Origin of the sequence: Sphingobium sp. LMA1-1-1.1 (assembly GCF_040676365.1) — a bacterium.
Classification (GTDB): domain Bacteria; phylum Pseudomonadota; class Alphaproteobacteria; order Sphingomonadales; family Sphingomonadaceae; genus Sphingobium.
In genome coordinates this window covers 17,213-33,599 of record NZ_JBEGHS010000056.1, presented here as the reverse complement: position 1 = coordinate 33,599, position 16,387 = coordinate 17,213, and the positions used below count along the sequence as shown (strand labels likewise).

Below are 16,387 nucleotides of genomic sequence, written 5' to 3'. Positions count from 1 at the left end.
CGGTCATTGGGCGGCGGGGGCTCCGCTTCCCCCGCCCCGGCGGATGCGCAGCGTGTTGCCTGACACGGCGACATTATATCCCTTGGCGGCCAGCGCGGCGCGCAGCGAATCGACGGTGCCGTCGAAGCTCACCTGCATGACCGACGTGCCGCCGAGCGCGAGGCTGCTGGTCGCGGCCGAACGCACGCCCGGGACGGAACGCACGGCGGCCTCGCCCTGCGCGACCGATCCGACGTCGGGCGTGTCGAACTGGATCGCGTAGCTGCGCGTCGTGGCGGAGACCGCCGGCATGTCCAGCGTTTCCACCGGCAGATCGGCCGCATTTTCGATCTCCAGCGCGTTGGGATCGACCGGCTCCTCGATGATCAGCGACGGGTCGGGACGCAAGCGGCCGTCATTCAGTGCCTGGGTATAAAGCTGGTCGATCCGCTGCGTCGCCTGGTCCAGCATCTGCGGGATCGCGCTGTCGTTGGAAGCGCGCAGGGAAAAACTGCCGATCAGGAAATTGTCGGGGCCATAGCGCGCGGTGAAGGTGCCGGTCACCGGACCGCCGGGATATTGCCGGTCGAGCCGGGCGATCGGGATCACCACGTCCGCCGCGCCATATTGGTCGAGCAGCACGCGCCACCACAGCCGCCCGCGCCGCCCGGTCTGCCCCGCATTCAGCAGGATCGGGTCAGCGATGGACCCCGCCACGCGGACATAGTCGATGGCGCTGTCCCCGGTGCGGAAACGCGCCCAGGCCCTCTGCCATTCGTTGATCCGTTCATAGGACACGGCCGACCCGCCGTCCCACAGCACCGGGATCACCAGCAGCGGCGGCGAATGCACGACATTGCTGCCGGTGACGCCCAGCAACTGGCCGGTCCGCGCCCGGTCGAACATCACGCCCAGCGTGGCGACATAGCGGTTCGGCCCGGCCTGCTCATATTCTATCTCTATGCCCGAGATCATGCCTTCAAGCTGCGAATCGGACAGCGCCGGCGCGCCGCTGCCGCCATGGGTCCGGGCCCACAGCATCTGCCAGGCCCGCCGCTGCGCCAGCCGCCAGCCGGCCGTGCGCGCGCTGTCGGCATCCTTGGCGAAGACGTCGACCTTGACATGGCTCACCTGGAAATCGCCGCCGCTGGCGATCGGGGGCACGCCGCGCTCCCCCTCCATCTGCGCGACCAGAGTCGCGGCAGCGAGGCCAAGCACGATCGCGCCCAGAATCTGGAGAGGGCGCGAAGCCGCGCGAAACAGGTTCAGAGGCCGGAGGGACAGGCCGCGAAGGACAGAAGGCACGTTCACGCGCGTCCTTTTGGCGGGATTTGCCTGCGCTGCCAAGCGGCAACCCATTTCCCGTTTCGTTTTCCCCTCCTTTGTGCGTTATTGGGCTTGTCGCATTTTCTTCAGCGGTCAGATGTTTCCATCTGACCTGAAAATGCTTAGGGGCGACGGCCATGAGCGACACCGAATCCTACAGCTACGCCAAGGCTGGCGTCGACATCGCCGCGGGCAATGCGCTGGTCCGCGCCATCGCCCCGCTTGCCAAGGCCACCCGCCGCCCCGGCGCCGACGCGGAACTGGGCGGCTTCGGCGGCTTCTTCGACCTGAAGGCGGCCGGTTATGACGATCCCTTGCTGGTCGCGGCCAATGACGGCGTCGGCACCAAGCTGAAGCTCGCCATCGACCACAATGCCCATGACGGCGTCGGCATCGATCTTGTCGCCATGTGCGCCAACGACCTGATCGTGCAGGGCGCCGAACCGCTCTTCTTCCTCGACTATTATGCCACCGGCAAGCTGGAGAGCGGCGTCGCCGAACGCGTGATCGCGGGAATAGCGGAGGGCTGCAAGCAGGCCGGATGCGCCCTCATCGGCGGCGAAACGGCAGAAATGCCGGGCATGTACGGACCGGGCGACTATGACCTCGCCGGTTTCTGCGTCGGCGCGGTGGAACGGTCCAGGGCGCTGACCGGCAACAAGGTGAAGGCGGGCGACGTGCTGCTCGGCCTCGCCTCTTCGGGCGTGCATTCCAACGGCTTCTCGCTGGTCCGCCGCCTCGCCGCGGACAAGGGCTGGAAGCTCGACCGGCCGGCGATCTTCGACAATGAGGTGCTGCTGATCGACGCGCTGATGGCCCCGACGCGCATCTATGTGAAGTCGCTGCTGCCGCTGGTCCGCTCGGGCAGGATCAATGCGCTGGCCCATATCACGGGCGGCGGCCTGCTGGAAAACATCCCGCGCGTGCTGCCCGACGGGTGCCACGCCGTGGTCGACGCCGATGGCTGGGAACAGCCCCGCCTGATGGCCTTCCTGCAGGCCCAGGGCAATATCGAGCCGGAAGAGATGGCGCGCACCTTCAACTGCGGCGTCGGCATGGTGCTGGCGGTGGACGCAGGCGCAGCCGACGCCGTGGCCGCCGATCTTGAGGCGGCGGGCGAAACCGTGCTGCGGGTCGGCATGGTGGAAGCGGGCGAACGGGGCTGCACGGTCAGGGGCTCCCAGGAAACGTGGAGCGCCAGGGCCGAATGGACCGCCACCCATCTGGGGTGAGTCGCGCGAACCGGACGGGGACTGTGCAAGTGAAGGCAAAGGTCGGCGTTCTGATTTCCGGACGTGGCTCGAACATGGCGGCGCTGCTCTATGCCGCCAGGCATCCGTCCTGCCCCTATGAGCTGGTTCTGGTCGCCGCCAACGACCCCGAAGCCCCCGGCCTGAAACTCGCCGCCGCAGAGGGCATCCCCACCTTCGCGCACAGCCACAAGGGGCTGAAGCGCGCCGAGTTCGACCGGATCGTCGATGCGCAACTGCGCAGCGCCGGCGCGGAATATGTCGCGCTCGCCGGCTATATGCGCCTGCTCTCGCCGGATTTCGTCGCAGGATGGGAGGGCCGGATGCTCAACATCCACCCCAGCCTGCTGCCCAGATACAAGGGCCTCGGCACGCACCAGCAGGCGCTTGACGCCGGCGATTCCCATGCCGGCTGCTCGGTCCACATCGTCACCGCGGAACTGGACGACGGGCCGGTGCTTGGCCAGACCGCGGTCGCGATCCTGCCCGGCGACACCGCCGAGAGCCTGGCCGCGCGCGTCCTGATGGCGGAACATCAGCTCTATCCCCGCACGCTGGCGGAATTCGTCACCCGCGAACGCCAGCCCGAATGGCTGCTGAACAAGGTCAGGGAACACGCCCTTGCCCTGCCGCAGGCTGATGAGGTCACGTCCCATGGCATGCCCTGCTTCGGCATCGAAAAGGGCAAGAAATTCGCCTATTTCTCTCAAGGCAATCACGGCGACGGCGTCATCGCCATCCTCGTCAAGACGACGGCGCCCGAAGAACAGGCCATGCTGATCGAGAGTGACCCCGCCCGCTATTACCGCCCCGCTTATTTCGGCGACGGCTGGGTCGGCATCAGGCTCGACCTCGGCGATACGGACTGGGACCATATCGGGGACCGCCTGGACAAGAGCTGGCGCACGGTAGCGCCGCGAAAGCTGTTGGGATTGAAGGATATCGCCGATCAGTTCTGAGCGGCGCTTCAGGGCGCTTTGATTTTCTCCTGTTTTCCCCCCAGATAGGCAGCCATGACCGACACCGCCCCCCCTCCCGCCCCTGCCCCGCAGGCCGCCATCGAGATCACCAACCTCTCCAAGGTCTACAAGGGCGGGAAGCAGGCGCTCGACAACATCAATCTCACCATTCCGCGTGGGCAGATATATGGCCTGCTCGGCCCCAATGGCGCGGGCAAGTCGACCACGATCAACATCCTCGCGGGCCTGGTGAACAAGACCAGCGGCACCGCGCGGATCTGGGGCTTCGACATCGACCAGAACCCCCGCAACGCCAAGAACAGCATCGGCATCGTCCCGCAGGAGATCGTCTTCGACCCCTTCTTCACGCCGTTCGAGACGCTGGAGAACCAGGCGGGCTATTATGGCGTGCCCAGGGACCGCCGCCGATCGATGGAATTGCTGCGCGCCGTGCATCTGGAGGACAAGGCCAACGCCTATGCCCGGACGCTTTCGGGCGGCATGAAACGCCGCCTGCTGGTGGCGAAGGCGATGGTGCATTCGCCGCCGATCCTGGTGCTGGACGAACCGACCGCCGGCGTCGACGTGCAGCTTCGCCAGCAGCTCTGGGCCTATGTGCGGGAATTGAACCGGCAGGGCGTGACCATCGTGCTGACCACCCACTATCTGGAGGAGGCCGAGGAGCTGTGCGACCGCATCGGCATCATCAACCATGGCAGGGTCATCACGGACAAGCCGACCCGCGAACTGATCGCCATGGCACAGGAGAAAGTGGTGCAGGTGACGGTCGACCGCGACGTGGTGACGCCCCCCGCCGACCCCAGTTTCGAGAAGATAGAATTGTCCGACGAACGCACGCTGACGATCACCTATATGAAGAACCGCGCCAATGCAGGCCAGGTGCTGAGCGCCGTGCAGGCGAGCGGCCTGTCGATCGTGGACGTGGTAACGCGCGACCCGGACCTGGAGGATGTGTTCCTCAACCTGACCGCCGCGGCCTGAGCGAGTAAGTAAATGCCCATCACTACCTATGACGTCGTCATCATCGGTTCCGGCGCGGCGGGGCTGACGGCCGCCATCAACCTGGCGCAGGATCGCAAGGTCGTGGTCCTTGCCAAGGGCGCGCTCGACGGCGGCTCCACCAACTGGGCGCAGGGCGGCATTGCCGCCGTACTCGACGCCGGTGACAGTTTCGAGGCGCATATCGACGACACGATGGTCGCGGGCGCGGGCCTGAACGACCGCAGCACGGTGGAATTCGTCGTCTCGGAGGCCCCCGCCGCCATCGAGCGGCTTGCGGAACTGGGCGTGCCCTTCAATCCCAATGAGGAGGGGAGCGGGGAGGAATTCGGCGAGCGCTGGCACCTGACCCGCGAAGGCGGCCACAGCCACCGCCGCATCGTCCATGTCGACGACGCCACGGGCCACGCCGTTCAGGTCGCGCTGCTGAAGGCCGCCCGCGCCAATCCGAACATCACGCTGCTGGAGGACAGGGTCGCCGTCGACCTCATCACCAGCCGCCATGGGGAGAGATATTCGGGCGACGGCCATGTCTGGGGCGTCTACGCCTTCAACAAGCAGAGCAAGCATGTCGACGCCATAGTGGGCAAGGCGACGATCCTCTGCACCGGCGGCGCGGGCCGCACCTATCTCTTCTCCACCGCGCCCCGTGGGGCGACCGGGGACGGCATCGCCATGGCGTGGCGCGCGGGCTGCCGCGTCTCCAACATGGAGATGAACCAGTTCCACCCCACCTGCCTCTACAATCTGGAGGTCAAGAATTTCCTGATCACCGAAGCGGTGCGCGGCGAAGGCGGTCACCTCAAGCTCCCCCCCGGCGTGCCGGGCGGCGGCGAGCGGTTCATGCCCCGCTTCGACGATCGCGCCGAACTGGCGCCGCGCGACGTGGTTGCCCGCGCCATCGACCATGAGATCAAGCGGCTCGGCCTCGACTATGTCCATCTCGACATCAGCCACAAGCCGCCGGAATTCGTGCGCACCCATTTCCCGACCATCTATGCGCGCCTGCTGGACCTCGACATCGACATCACGAAGGAGCCGATCCCGGTCGTCCCGGCGCAGCATTATACCTGCGGCGGCGTTGTCATCGACCTCGACGGCCGCACCGACCTGCCGGGCCTCTATGCCGCGGGCGAAGTCACCGAAAGCGGCCTGCACGGGGCCAACCGCCTCGCCTCCAACTCGCTGCTGGAATGCTTCGTCTTCGGGGAAGCCGCCGCCCGGCATATCCGCGCCCATTGGCACGAACTGCCCGCGCCCCCGCCAATCCGCCCCTGGGACGAAAGCCGCGTCACCAATTCGGACGAGGAAGTCATCGTCCAGCATAACTGGAAGGAAATCCGCCGCTTCATGTGGGACTATGTCGGCATCGTCCGCACCACCAAGCGGCTGGAGCGCGCCCAGCACCGCATCGACCTGTTGGCCAAGGAAGTGGACGAATATTACGGCTATTTCCGCGTGACCCCCGACCTGATCGAACTGCGCAACCTGCTGGAGGTGGCGCGGCTGGTCGTCCGGTCGGCCCTGCACCGGAAGGAAAGCCGGGGGCTGCATTACACGCTCGATTATCCGGCCATGTTGCCGCAGGCGGTCGATACGGTACTCACCCCCTGAAAAAAATGGCGCAACGCCGGTCGCGTTGCGCCATCAGTCGAGGAGTGACGCGAGGAGGTGCGTCAGCCTGTGTTTAGCGCCGCCGACTCGCCCCGCCCTTGATCGACGTCAAATCGGCTTCAGGAAATCGCCGAGGATCGCGTTGAAGCGGGCCGGCTGATCCACCATGACGACATGGCCGCTGGGGCCGACCGGCACCAGCCGGACGCCACGCTTGGCGGCATAGGCGGCACGGAAGGTACGGCCGATGTCGCTCGCCTGCGCCGCATCGCTGCCGACGGCATAGACGACCTCCATGGGCGGGGCGAGCCGCGCCAGTTGCGGCCCCAGATCGACATTGGCCAGATCGCGCAGCGCATTGGCGATCACGTCCGGATCGCTGCCGCGCGCGCCCGGCATCTCCGCCAGCATCTGCGCCAGATAGGCACGGCCTGCCTTGGTACCCGTGAAATATTGGCCAAGCTGATCGGCGAGGAACCCCATGCCCTGCGCCGTGCCGCCAACCATCGCCGCTCCTTCGGGCAACATGTCGACCACCATCAGCCGCCCCGCCAGCCCCTTGAGGCCCAGCATCATCGCCAGCGTGCCGCCCATGCTGTGACCGACAATGGCGGGCCGTTCCAGCCCGGCCGCCGCGATATAGCGGGCGATCTCATCCGCCACCGGCTGGACCAGCGGCCCGCTGGCATTGGCCTCCGCCGGCAACCCCGCAAAGCCCCTTATGTGCACCAGATGCCAGCGATAGCCCGAAAGCGCGCCGACCACCCCGTTCCACAGTCCCGGCCCGCTCGCCAGGCCCGCGATCAGGACGACGTCCCGCCCCGCCCCGCGCGTCGTGACGGCGATCCGGCGGGAGGCGAAGGGCGCCGCCCAGGCCCCTGGCGCCAGCGCGCCACCCGCCAGCAGCAGCGCCGCGCCCTGCAACATGGTCCGTCTGTTCATTACTGCACGCATGCCCGCCTTCTTGCAGGCCGCCGCCTGAACCTCAACTGAGTTAAGGCGCGCTTTGTTCAGCCTCCTTACATCGCGTTTGTGGAATCGTTCGTCGCATGATTCTTGTCAGCCGCCGCGCGTGCGAACCCTAATGAAACAGGAGAGTGCGGGGATTTTGATGACCAATTTCAAGCGAGGGCGCAAAGGGCGTCCAAATGGCGGCAATGGCGGCTCTGTCCGGCTTGTCCTGTTGATGGCGGCGCTGTCGGCCTGCGTCAGCGCGCCGCAGCAGCCTTATGCGGCTGTCGGGCAAAAGCCCCAGCCCACCACGGCGACCTTCCCGATCAAACCGGTCGCCAATCCGCCCAAATCCTTTGACAGCTTGAATGTCGACCAGCGGGAAACGTCGCCGCCCGCCCTGGTCAGCGTCGTCCGCAATCTCGGCCAGAGCTTCAACGGCAAGGTCGGCATCGCGGTGCGCCGCGTCGGCAGCGACTGGACCGTCGCCTGGAACGGCAATCTGCTCTTCCCGCAGCAGAGCGTGTCGAAGCTGTGGGTGTCGATGACCTTCCTCGACGCGGTGGACCGCGGCAAGATCCGCCTCAGCGACAGCACCACCATCACGAAGAAGGACCTGACCCTCTTCCACCAGCCAACCGCGGCGCTGGTCGGCAATGCGGGCTGGACCACCACCTATTCCGACCTCATGCGCCGCGCCATGACGCAGAGCGACAATACCGCCAACGACACGCTGCTGCGCGCCGTCGGCGGGCCGGACGCGGTGCGCAGTTATCTCGCCCGCCGCTATATCAAGGATATCCGCTTCGGCCCCGGTGAGCGGCTGCTCCAATCCACCACCGCCGGCCTGGAATGGCGGCAGGATTATTCCATCGGCCGCAATTTCTACGCCGCCCGGGCCAAGCTGCCCATGTCGGCGCGGCAGAAGGCGCTGGACAATTATCTCGCCAGCCCGCCTGATGGCGCGGCACCCTCCTCCATCGTGCACGCCCTGGCAAAGCTGAAGCAGAACGACATGCTGTCCCCGGCATCGTCGCAACTGCTGCTCTCGATCATGGGCGAGGCGAAGACCGGGCCGCAACGCATCAAGGGCGGCGTGCCGGCCGGCTGGCACTATCTGCACAAGACCGGCACGGGGCAGGAACTGGGCGCGCGCTCGACCGGCTTCAATGACATCGGCATCATGACCGCGCCCGACGGCACCTGCTATGCGGTCGCGGTGATGATCGGCAGCACCACCGAACCGATCCCGGTACGCTGGCAATTGATGCAGGCCGTTGCGAAGGCGGTCGTGGCGAACCACGAGACGCGGTAGCCCGGAAACGCAACCTGCTCCCGCGCGGGCAGGAGCAGGTTGTTCATAAGGTCAGGCGTCAATCCAGATTCGGCCGCAGCCAGCGCTCCGCCGTTTCCAGATCCACGCCGCGCCGCTGGGCATAATCCTCCAGCTGGTCCCGCCCGACCCGCGCCACGCCGAAATATTCGGCCTGCGGATGCCCGAAATAGAAGCCGCTGACCGCCGCCGTCGGCAACATCGCGAAGCTCTCCGTCAGCGAAATCCCGGTCGCATGATGCGCGTCCAGCATGTCGAACAGCAGCGGCTTCAGGCTATGCTCCGGGCAGGCCGGATAGCCCGGCGCCGGTCGGATGCCGCGATAATGCTCCTTGATGAGCGCTTCGTTGGTCAGCTGCTCGCCCTCGGCATAGCCCCAGAGCGCGGTGCGCACATAATGGTGCAGCCGCTCGGCAAAGGCTTCGGCCAGACGATCCGCCAGCGCCTTGAGCAATATGTCCGAATAATCGTCGATGGCGTTCTTGAACCGCGCCAGATGCGGTTCGATGCCGTGGATCGACACGGCGAAACCGCCCATCCAGTCACCGTCATGGCTGATGAAGTCGGCCAGGCACATATTGGCGCGGCCTTCCCGCTTGGCAATCTGCTGGCGCAGCATCGGTAGGGTCACATGCTTTTCATCCTCGACATGGACAATGATGTCATCGCCCTCGCGACGGCAGGGCCATAGCCCCGCGACGCCCCGCGCGGTCAGCCATTTTTCGTCGATGATGCGGTCCAGCATCGCCTGCGCGTCCTTGAACAGGCTGGTCGCGCTTTCGCCGACGACCTCATCCTCCAGGATCGCCGGATAATTGCCCGCCAGTTCCCAGGCGCGGAAGAAGGGCGTCCAGTCGATATAGTTGCGCAGGTCCTTCAGGTCCCAGTCCGGGAAGCGATGGACGCCGGGCAGGCGCGGCTTGCCGGGCTTCAGGCTCTCGTCGATCTCGAAGCCGTTGGCGCGGGCATCCTCGATGCTGACCAGCGCGCTCTGCCCCTTGTTGGCGCGGGCGACGCGGACATGCTCATAATCATCCTTGGTCTTCTGGACGAAGTCGTTCTTCTGCGTCTCCGAAACCAGAGCGGTCGCCACGCCCACGGCGCGGCTCGCGTCCAGCACATGCACGACCGGCCCCTCAAAGGCCGGATCGATGCGCAGCGCGGTATGCACCTTCGACGTGGTCGCGCCGCCGATCAGCAGCGGCATCGTCATCTGCGCGCGCTGCATCTCCGCCGCCACCGTCACCATCTCGTCCAGCGAAGGGGTGATGAGGCCCGAAAGTCCGATCATGTCGGCATCATGATCGTTGGCCGCCTTGATGATGTCCTGCCAGGGCACCATCACGCCCATGTCGACCACCTCGAATCCGTTACACTGGAGCACGACGCCGACGATGTTCTTGCCGATATCATGGACGTCGCCCTTGACCGTCGCCATGATGATCTTGCCCTTGCCCTTGGCGCCGGGTTCCTTCGCCGCCTCGATGAAGGGCAACAGGTGCGCCACCGCCTTCTTCATGACGCGGGCGGACTTCACCACCTGCGGCAGGAACATCTTGCCCGCGCCGAACAGGTCGCCCACGACATTCATGCCGTCCATCAACGGGCCTTCGATGACCTGAATGGGCTTTTCGGCGGCGAGGCGGGCTTCCTCCGTATCCTCGACCACATACATGTCGATGCCCTTGACCAGCGCATGTTCCAGCCGCTTGGCGACCGGCCAGCCGCGCCATTCCTGCGCGGCCTTTTCGGACGCCGCATCCTTGCCCTTGAAGCTCTCGGCCAAGGCGACGAGGCGATCGCCCGCCTCCGGATCGCTGTTCAGCAGCACATCCTCGCACGCCTTGCGCAGCGCCGGGTCGATGGCGTCATAGACGTCCAACTGCCCCGCATTGACGATCGCCATGTCGAGGCCAGCCGGAATGGCGTGATAGAGGAAGACCGAGTGCATCGCCCGCCGCACCGGCTCATTGCCGCGGAAGGAGAAGGAGAAGTTCGACAACCCGCCCGAAATATGGACATGCGGGCAGCGCTTCTTGATCTCCCGGCACGCCTCGATAAAATCGACGCCGTAATTATTATGTTCCTCGATCCCCGTCGCCACCGCGAAGATATTGGGATCGAAGATGATGTCCTCCGGCGGGAAGCCGATGGTCATCAGCAGCTTGTAGGCGCGCTCGCAAATCTCGACCTTGCGGGCCTGCGTGTCGGCCTGCCCCGTCTCGTCGAAGGCCATGACGACCACCGCCGCGCCATAGGCCATGCACAGCCGCGCATGATGCAGGAAGGCCTCCTCGCCCTCCTTCATGCTGATCGAGTTCACGACCGGCTTGCCCGAAACGCATTTCAGGCCCGCCTCGATCACCTCCCATTTGGAGCTGTCGATCATCACCGGCACGCGGCTGATGTCCGGCTCCGACGTCATGAGCTTGAGGAAGGTCGTCATCGCCTCCACGGCGTCGAGCAGGCCCTCGTCCATGTTGACGTCGACGATCTGCGCGCCGTTCTCCACCTGCTCGCGGGCGATGTCGATGGCTGCGGCATAGTCGCCCGCCATGATCAGCTTCTTGAACTTGGCGGAGCCCGTGACGTTGGTGCGCTCACCGATATTGACGAAAGTGGCGGTCGATTGCTGGGTCATTTTTACATTCGTTACCCCGGCAAAGGCTGGGGTCTCCCAATCTAGAGCGCGCCCCAAGAGGCACGAGATCCCAGCGTTGACCTTCGGTCGCCCTTCGGGTCGCTGGGATGACGGTTATATCTTACGCCGCGATATGCATGGGCTCCAGCCCGGCCAAGCGCGTCACCACCGGCAGTTCCGGCACTTGCCGAGGCTTGTGCCCCGCCAGCGCCTTCGCCACCGCACCGATATGCGCGGGCGTGGTGCCGCAGCAGCCGCCGACCATATTGACCAGCCCCTCATCCACCCACTGGCGGATCAGGCTCGCGGTGGTTTCCGGCAACTCATCATATTGCCCCAGCTCATTGGGCAATCCCGCATTGGGATAGGCCAGGATCAGCGTATCCGCATTCTTCGCCAGTTCGGAAAGATAAGGCCGCAGCAAGTCCGCCCCAAAGGCGCAGTTCACCCCGATGGTCAGCGGCTTCAGATGCCGCAGCGAATACCAGAAGGCATTGATCGTATGCCCCGACAGGTTGCGCCCGGACATGTCGGTGATGGTGAAGCTCAGCATCAGCGGCACGGGCCGCCCCGCCGCCGCCTCGGCCTCCCGCGCCGCCATGCCCGCCGCCTTGGCGTTCAGCGTGTCGAAACAGGTCTCGACCAGCAGGAAATCCACCCCGCCCTCGATCAGCGCGTCGCACTGCTCGCGATAATCGGCCTTCAGCGTGTCATAATCGACCTCGCGATAGGCCGGATCATTGACGTCCGGCGATATCGACAGCGTCTTGTTCGTCGGCCCGATCGACCCCGCGACAAAGCGCGGCCGCCCATCCTTCGCCGTCGCCGCCTCGCACGCCTTGCGGGCAATCCGGGCGGCGGCGATGTTGATCTCCCGCACCAGATGCTCGCATCCATAGTCGGCCATGGCGATCTTGGTGGAACTGAACGTGTTCGTCTCGATCATGTCCGCCCCGGCATCGAGATAGGCGGTGTGAATGCCCTCCACGATGTCCGGCCGCGTCAGGCACAGAAGGTCATTATTGCCCTTCTGGTCCTTCACGAGGTCCAGCGACCCGCGATAATCCGCCTCGGTCAGCCCATGCTTCTGGATCGACGTGCCATAGCCGCCGTCGAAAATCATGATCTTTTCCGCCGCAACGGCGCGGAAGCGTTCCTCGGCGGTCATGCCGTCTTCTCCAATGCAGCCGGCCGAAGCCCGAGCAGATGACAGATCGCATAGCTCAGTTCCGCCCGGTTGAGCGTATAGAAATGAAAGTCGCGCACCCCGCCGGCATAGAGCTTGCGGCACAATTCCGCCGCCAGCGTCGCGGAAACCAGTTGCCGCGCGGCGGGCAGGTCGTCCAGCCCCTCGAACAGCTTGCCCATCCAGCCCGGCACATCGGTGTTGCACATGGCGGACATGCGCTGGACCGCCGCAAAATTGCTGACCGGCATGATGCCGGGGATGATCTCCGCGTCGATCCCCGCCGCCGCCACCGTGTCGCGGAAGCGGAAGAAGGTGTCGGGCTCGAAGAAGAATTGCGTGATCGCCCGCGTCGCGCCGGCGTCCAGCTTGCGCTTGAGGTTGTCGATGTCGCCCTGCGCCGACAGCGCGTCGGGATGGGTTTCGGGATAGGCCGCCACCGAAATCTCGAACGGGTGGCGCTTCACCAGACCCTCGACCAGTTCGGCCGCGCCGCTATAACCCTCGGCATGGGGCTGAAACTTCGCTCCTGCTTCGGGCGGATCGCCGCGCAGCGCGACGATATGCCGCACGCCCGCCTCCCAATAGGCGTCCGCCACCTCATCGATCTCGGCCCGGCTCGCCGCCACGCAGGTCAGGTGCGCCGCCGCCGACAAGGGCGTCTCCTTCGCGATCCGCGCCACCGTGCTGTGCGTGCGTTCCCGCGTCGATCCGCCCGCGCCATAGGTCACCGACACGAATTTGGGCGCCAGCGGCGTCAGCGTCTGGATCGCAGACCATAGCTGCTCCTCCATCTTCTCGGTCTTGGGCGGGAAGAATTCGAAGCTCACATTGATGTCGCCCGCCAGATCGGCATAAAGCGGCGCCTGCCAGGATTGCCGGGCCTCATCGACGGAAGATAAGCTCAAGGTCATGCGGAAAGTCGTCCTTCGATAGGCAGGATGCGCGCGCCACGGCGGCGGCCCAGCCATAATTGCACCGTCAACTCCTGGCCGGGCAGCACCTCCACCCGCTCCAGATCCAGTCCCGCTTGCCCGAACCAGCTTTCGATCTGCTCGTCGGAAAAGCCCAGCCGCGCATGCTGGTCGCGCAGCCTGAGTTCTTCCCGTTCATGCGCCGCGAAGTCGGCTATCAGGACACGGCCACCTGCCGCCGTCACCCGCGCCGCTTCCTCGATCACCGCCTCGGGCGCCTGCGCATAGTGCAGCACCTGGTGCAGGACCACCGTATCGGCGCTGCCCGGTTCCAGCGGCAGGGCGCCGAAATCGCCCAGCACCAGCGCATATTTGTCGCCCGCATCCTCGGGCAGCTTGGCCCGCGCCAGCCGCAGCATGTCCGGGCTGCGGTCCAGCGCCGTGACCTGCTCGGCCAAGGGACCGAACAATTCGATCATCCGCCCCGTCCCCGTGCCGATGTCGAGCAGATGACCGATCGGTTCCGCCCCCAGCAGCGCGGTCATCGCCGCCTCCACGTCGCCCTCCGGCACATGCAGGGAACGGATCGCATCCCATTCCTCGGCATGTTCGGCAAAATAGCTTTCCGCCGCGCGGGCGCGATCCGCCCGCACCGCCGCCAGCCGGGCCAAGTCGGCCTTCTGCCACAAATCCTCGCGCTCGGAAGGGGCAAGCTGATCGAAAAGCGTCAGGAACGGCCCAATCTCGTCGCCCTTGCCCAGACGCAGAAAAACCCAGTTGCCTTCCTTGCGCCGCTCCACCAGACCGGCTTCGGCCAATATGCGGACATGGCGGGACACGCGGGGCTGGCTTTGCCCCACGACCTGCGCAATTTCGCCCACCGCCAGTTCCATGGCGCGCAACAGATAGATGATGCGCAGCCGCGTCGGGTCGCCCAAGGCCCGGAAAATGTCGAGTGCTGCGCTCATGGACGGATCATATAAAGAAATCTTTATATGCGTCAATGGCCGTTCGAAACTGCGCCATTCATCGCCCCGCACCCCCCAATCACGGGCTTAACGCACGATTGGGATTGCCATGAGTCACGGGATTCATTACGAATCGCGGCGCAGACGCAATGGGGGGTGAACTTTTCTCCGAGAGTGGTCTGCACCGTTTTTATTCTCAGAGAGGGGTTAACCCATGACCAAGTCGATTGCTCTTTCGCTCGTTCTCGCCGCGTCGCTCGGCCTGGCTGCCTGCTCGGGCGGTGCGGAAAATGCCGCCAACGCCTCGGCCAATGCCGCGGAGAACGCTTCGAACGCTGCCGACAACGCCATGAATGCCGCGATGAACGCTGCCGACAACGCTTCGAACGCCGCTTCGAACGCTGCCAACACCGCCAGCAACGCCGCCGGCAACGCGATGTAATTCCCGTCAGGGAATCGTCTGGAATGGGCCGCGCCGGCAACGGTGCGGCCTTTTTCTTTGCCGGAACGAGTGACCGCCAAGAAAAAGGGCCGCCCCAATGGAGCAGCCCTCGTCCTTTTCCATCTATCGGCGGATCAGCAATCCCGGTCGATCGCCCGACCGGCCAGCGCACCTACACCCGCGCCGATGATGGCGCCCGTGGTGCCGTCGCCGCGACGGCCATAGCGGCCGCTGCCCTTGCCGACTTCATTGCCCAGCAGGCCACCCGCGATCGCGCCGATGATGGTGCCGCCCGTGCCATTGTCCCTGCAGCGATAACCGCCGCGATAACCCCGATAGCCGCGATAATAGCCATCGCGATAATATCCGCCGCCACGATAATAGCCGTCGCGATAGCCCCGATAACCCCGGTCGCCGCGATAATAGTCGCCGCGCTCATAATGGCGCCCCCAACCGTCGCGGGCCATGGCCGGCGTCGCGGTGGCGGCGAGCGAGGCAACGCCCATCGCCAGCGCCGCCCCCATGTTGATCAGAAACTTCGTCTTCATGGCGTTGCTCCTCATTAGCCATAAATCCCGGCAGGCCCTTCCCACGGAGGACTCGCCAATGATTGCAGCCCTTTTGCCCGATTCGCATTGAGCCAAGCCTGAATGGCGATGTCAGCCACCATTCAGTATTGGAGCGACCGCAACAGGCCTTATCGCGCTTTTCAGGGGTCGACGCCAGCGCCGCGAAAAACCCTGCACGGCTGCCGATTATCCCCTATGGCAGGGGGCGATGCGCCGAATCCTGATCGTCCTGCTGCTCGCGATCCTGCTGCTGCCCGCGCCGCACAAGAACAAGCCTGAACCTTTCAGCCCCGGCCCGCTGATGGTAAGCGCCCGCGCCCTGCCCCTGAATGCGGCCGATCCTGCCCAGCGCACCCTGGGACCGCTGCACTATCTGGAAGGATGGCAACTCAGCAGCGCCCATCACGGCTTTGGGGGCATCTCCTCCCTGCTGGCCGAATCCGATGGCCAGATCCTGGCGCTCAGCGATTCCGGCACGCTGATGGGCTTTCATGTCGGCCCCGGCAAGGCGCAACGGCATCCCTTCATCGCCCCTCTTCCCATCCGGCCGCAGGACCGGGATCGCCCCTGGTGGGCATGGGATTCGGAGGCGATGGCCCTCGACCCGACGACCCAGCGCTACTGGGTGGGTTTCGAGCTGCAACAGATGATCTGCCGCTACTCCCCCGGCTTTGCCCGGGTCGAGGCTTGCCGCACCTGGCCGGACATAGAGGCCTGGCCGGAAACGGGGTCGATCGAATCGCTGGCGCGCCTGCCCGACGGGCGCTTCCTCGTCCTCGCGGAAATGGGGATGACCCCCGATGGCAGCCATGACACGCTGCTGTTCACGGGCGACCCCGCCGAAGCCTCGACGGCCGCCCCCATGCACCTGCGCTATGTGCCGCCGCGCGGTTATCGCCCGACAGATGCCGTCGCGCTGGACGACCGGCATGTGCTGGTCCTCAACCGGCGACTGACCCTGCAGGAATTGTTCACGGCAACCCTGGCCGTCATCGAACTGCCGGCAAAGCCGCGTCCCGGCGACCGCCTGAAGGCGCGCGAACTCGCCCGGCTCGCGCCGCCCCTGCTGGCCGACAATTTCGAGGGACTGGCGATAACGCGGCAGGATGGCCGCAGGGTCGTCTGGATCGCATCCGACGACAATCACGAATTCTTCCAGCGCACCCTGCTGCTGAAATTCGCGCTGGACTGGCCGGAATAGGGCAGACCGGCGGCCCTTGAGAAACCCGGCCCCA

Annotated in this window: 14 protein-coding genes; 7 read left to right on the top strand and 7 right to left on the bottom strand. The window is 65.5% G+C overall.

What is annotated here, in order from left to right; genetic code table 11:
• Positions 1-3: 3 nt before the first annotated feature.
• Positions 4-1,290 carry a heavy-metal-associated domain-containing protein gene (locus tag MRBLMA1_RS19245; RefSeq protein ID WP_363739043.1) on the bottom strand — a complete coding sequence of 429 codons (1,287 nt, stop codon included), beginning with the start codon at positions 1,288-1,290 and terminating at the stop codon, positions 4-6.
• 152 nt (positions 1,291-1,442) lie between these two features.
• Here MRBLMA1_RS19245 and purM point away from each other — a divergent pair, with 152 nt between their 5' ends.
• Genes purM through nadB form a run of 4 tightly spaced genes read left to right on the top strand, consistent with a single transcriptional unit; the run spans position 1,443 to position 6,148 of the window.
• Entirely contained in the window at positions 1,443-2,537 is a 1,095-nt protein-coding gene (gene purM / locus MRBLMA1_RS19240; RefSeq protein WP_363739041.1) for a phosphoribosylformylglycinamidine cyclo-ligase, read from the top strand.
• Positions 2,513-3,514: a phosphoribosylglycinamide formyltransferase gene (gene purN, locus MRBLMA1_RS19235; protein ID WP_363739039.1), complete on the top strand. Its 1,002-nt coding sequence runs from the start codon at positions 2,513-2,515 to the stop codon at positions 3,512-3,514. Before purM ends, purN begins: the two co-directional genes overlap by 25 nt.
• A 54-nt stretch (positions 3,515-3,568) precedes the next feature.
• A complete protein-coding gene (locus tag MRBLMA1_RS19230; RefSeq protein WP_363739037.1) occupies positions 3,569-4,516 on the top strand; it encodes an ABC transporter ATP-binding protein in 948 nt (315 codons plus the stop codon).
• Between the two features lie 12 nt (positions 4,517-4,528).
• Positions 4,529-6,148 carry an L-aspartate oxidase gene (gene nadB, locus MRBLMA1_RS19225; protein WP_363739035.1) on the top strand — a complete coding sequence of 540 codons (1,620 nt, stop codon included), beginning with the start codon at positions 4,529-4,531 and terminating at the stop codon, positions 6,146-6,148.
• Between the two features lie 108 nt (positions 6,149-6,256).
• On the opposite strand, the gene MRBLMA1_RS19220 is transcribed toward nadB, so the two are convergent.
• The gene (locus MRBLMA1_RS19220) at positions 6,257-7,090 is read right to left on the bottom strand and encodes an alpha/beta fold hydrolase (protein WP_363739033.1); all 834 of its coding nucleotides are present in this window, start codon (positions 7,088-7,090) and stop codon (positions 6,257-6,259) included.
• 169 nt (positions 7,091-7,259) lie between these two features.
• On the opposite strand from MRBLMA1_RS19220, the gene MRBLMA1_RS19215 reads away from it, so the two are divergent.
• Positions 7,260-8,414 (top strand): serine hydrolase, encoded by a 1,155-nt coding sequence (locus MRBLMA1_RS19215; RefSeq protein ID WP_363739031.1) that lies wholly within the window; start codon positions 7,260-7,262, stop codon positions 8,412-8,414.
• A gap of 58 nt (positions 8,415-8,472) precedes the next feature.
• Here the strand turns inward: MRBLMA1_RS19215 and metH are convergent, their stop codons facing one another.
• The 4 genes from metH to MRBLMA1_RS19195 form a co-directional block, all read right to left on the bottom strand.
• Positions 8,473-11,130 (bottom strand): methionine synthase, encoded by a 2,658-nt coding sequence (gene metH / locus MRBLMA1_RS19210; RefSeq protein WP_363739030.1) that lies wholly within the window; start codon positions 11,128-11,130, stop codon positions 8,473-8,475.
• A 64-nt stretch (positions 11,131-11,194) separates the two neighbouring features.
• Entirely contained in the window at positions 11,195-12,241 is a 1,047-nt protein-coding gene (locus MRBLMA1_RS19205) for a homocysteine S-methyltransferase family protein (RefSeq protein WP_363739028.1), read from the bottom strand.
• On the bottom strand, positions 12,238-13,173 hold the full coding sequence (metF, locus tag MRBLMA1_RS19200) for a methylenetetrahydrofolate reductase (RefSeq protein WP_363739027.1): 936 nt from the start codon (positions 13,171-13,173) through the stop codon (positions 12,238-12,240). Before metF ends, MRBLMA1_RS19205 begins: the two co-directional genes overlap by 4 nt.
• Complete coding sequence (locus MRBLMA1_RS19195) at positions 13,170-14,141, bottom strand: ArsR/SmtB family transcription factor (RefSeq protein ID WP_363739025.1); 972 nt, start codon at positions 14,139-14,141, stop codon at positions 13,170-13,172. The genes metF and MRBLMA1_RS19195 overlap by 4 nt, the downstream gene beginning before the upstream one ends.
• A gap of 214 nt (positions 14,142-14,355) precedes the next feature.
• Here MRBLMA1_RS19195 and MRBLMA1_RS19190 point away from each other — a divergent pair, with 214 nt between their 5' ends.
• On the top strand, positions 14,356-14,583 hold the full coding sequence (locus tag MRBLMA1_RS19190; protein ID WP_133653604.1) for a circumsporozoite protein: 228 nt from the start codon (positions 14,356-14,358) through the stop codon (positions 14,581-14,583).
• A gap of 134 nt (positions 14,584-14,717) precedes the next feature.
• Here MRBLMA1_RS19190 and MRBLMA1_RS19185 read toward each other — a convergent pair whose 3' ends face one another.
• Positions 14,718-15,131 carry a glycine zipper 2TM domain-containing protein gene (locus MRBLMA1_RS19185; protein WP_133653603.1) on the bottom strand — a complete coding sequence of 138 codons (414 nt, stop codon included), beginning with the start codon at positions 15,129-15,131 and terminating at the stop codon, positions 14,718-14,720.
• Between the two features lie 229 nt (positions 15,132-15,360).
• Here MRBLMA1_RS19185 and MRBLMA1_RS19180 point away from each other — a divergent pair, with 229 nt between their 5' ends.
• Complete coding sequence (locus tag MRBLMA1_RS19180) at positions 15,361-16,353, top strand: esterase-like activity of phytase family protein (protein WP_363739023.1); 993 nt, start codon at positions 15,361-15,363, stop codon at positions 16,351-16,353.
• The last annotated feature ends 34 nt before the right edge of the window (positions 16,354-16,387 follow it).

Excerpts from the sequence above, each read along its gene's own strand:
- purM (WP_363739041.1), top strand. The coding sequence starts at position 1,443 with ATGAGCGACACCGAATCCTACAGCTACGCCAAGGCTGGCGTCGACATC.
- purN (WP_363739039.1), top strand. The coding sequence starts at position 2,513 with ATGGACCGCCACCCATCTGGGGTGAGTCGCGCGAACCGGACGGGGACT.
- MRBLMA1_RS19230 (WP_363739037.1), top strand. The coding sequence starts at position 3,569 with ATGACCGACACCGCCCCCCCTCCCGCCCCTGCCCCGCAGGCCGCCATC.
- nadB (WP_363739035.1), top strand. The coding sequence starts at position 4,529 with ATGCCCATCACTACCTATGACGTCGTCATCATCGGTTCCGGCGCGGCG.
- MRBLMA1_RS19220 (WP_363739033.1), bottom strand. The coding sequence starts at position 7,090 with ATGAACAGACGGACCATGTTGCAGGGCGCGGCGCTGCTGCTGGCGGGT.
- MRBLMA1_RS19215 (WP_363739031.1), top strand. The coding sequence starts at position 7,260 with ATGACCAATTTCAAGCGAGGGCGCAAAGGGCGTCCAAATGGCGGCAAT.
- MRBLMA1_RS19205 (WP_363739028.1), bottom strand. The coding sequence starts at position 12,241 with ATGACCGCCGAGGAACGCTTCCGCGCCGTTGCGGCGGAAAAGATCATG.
- metF (WP_363739027.1), bottom strand. The coding sequence starts at position 13,173 with ATGACCTTGAGCTTATCTTCCGTCGATGAGGCCCGGCAATCCTGGCAG.
- MRBLMA1_RS19195 (WP_363739025.1), bottom strand. The coding sequence starts at position 14,141 with ATGAGCGCAGCACTCGACATTTTCCGGGCCTTGGGCGACCCGACGCGG.
- MRBLMA1_RS19190 (WP_133653604.1), top strand. The coding sequence starts at position 14,356 with ATGACCAAGTCGATTGCTCTTTCGCTCGTTCTCGCCGCGTCGCTCGGC.
- MRBLMA1_RS19185 (WP_133653603.1), bottom strand. The coding sequence starts at position 15,131 with ATGAAGACGAAGTTTCTGATCAACATGGGGGCGGCGCTGGCGATGGGC.
- MRBLMA1_RS19180 (WP_363739023.1), top strand. The coding sequence starts at position 15,361 with ATGCGCCGAATCCTGATCGTCCTGCTGCTCGCGATCCTGCTGCTGCCC.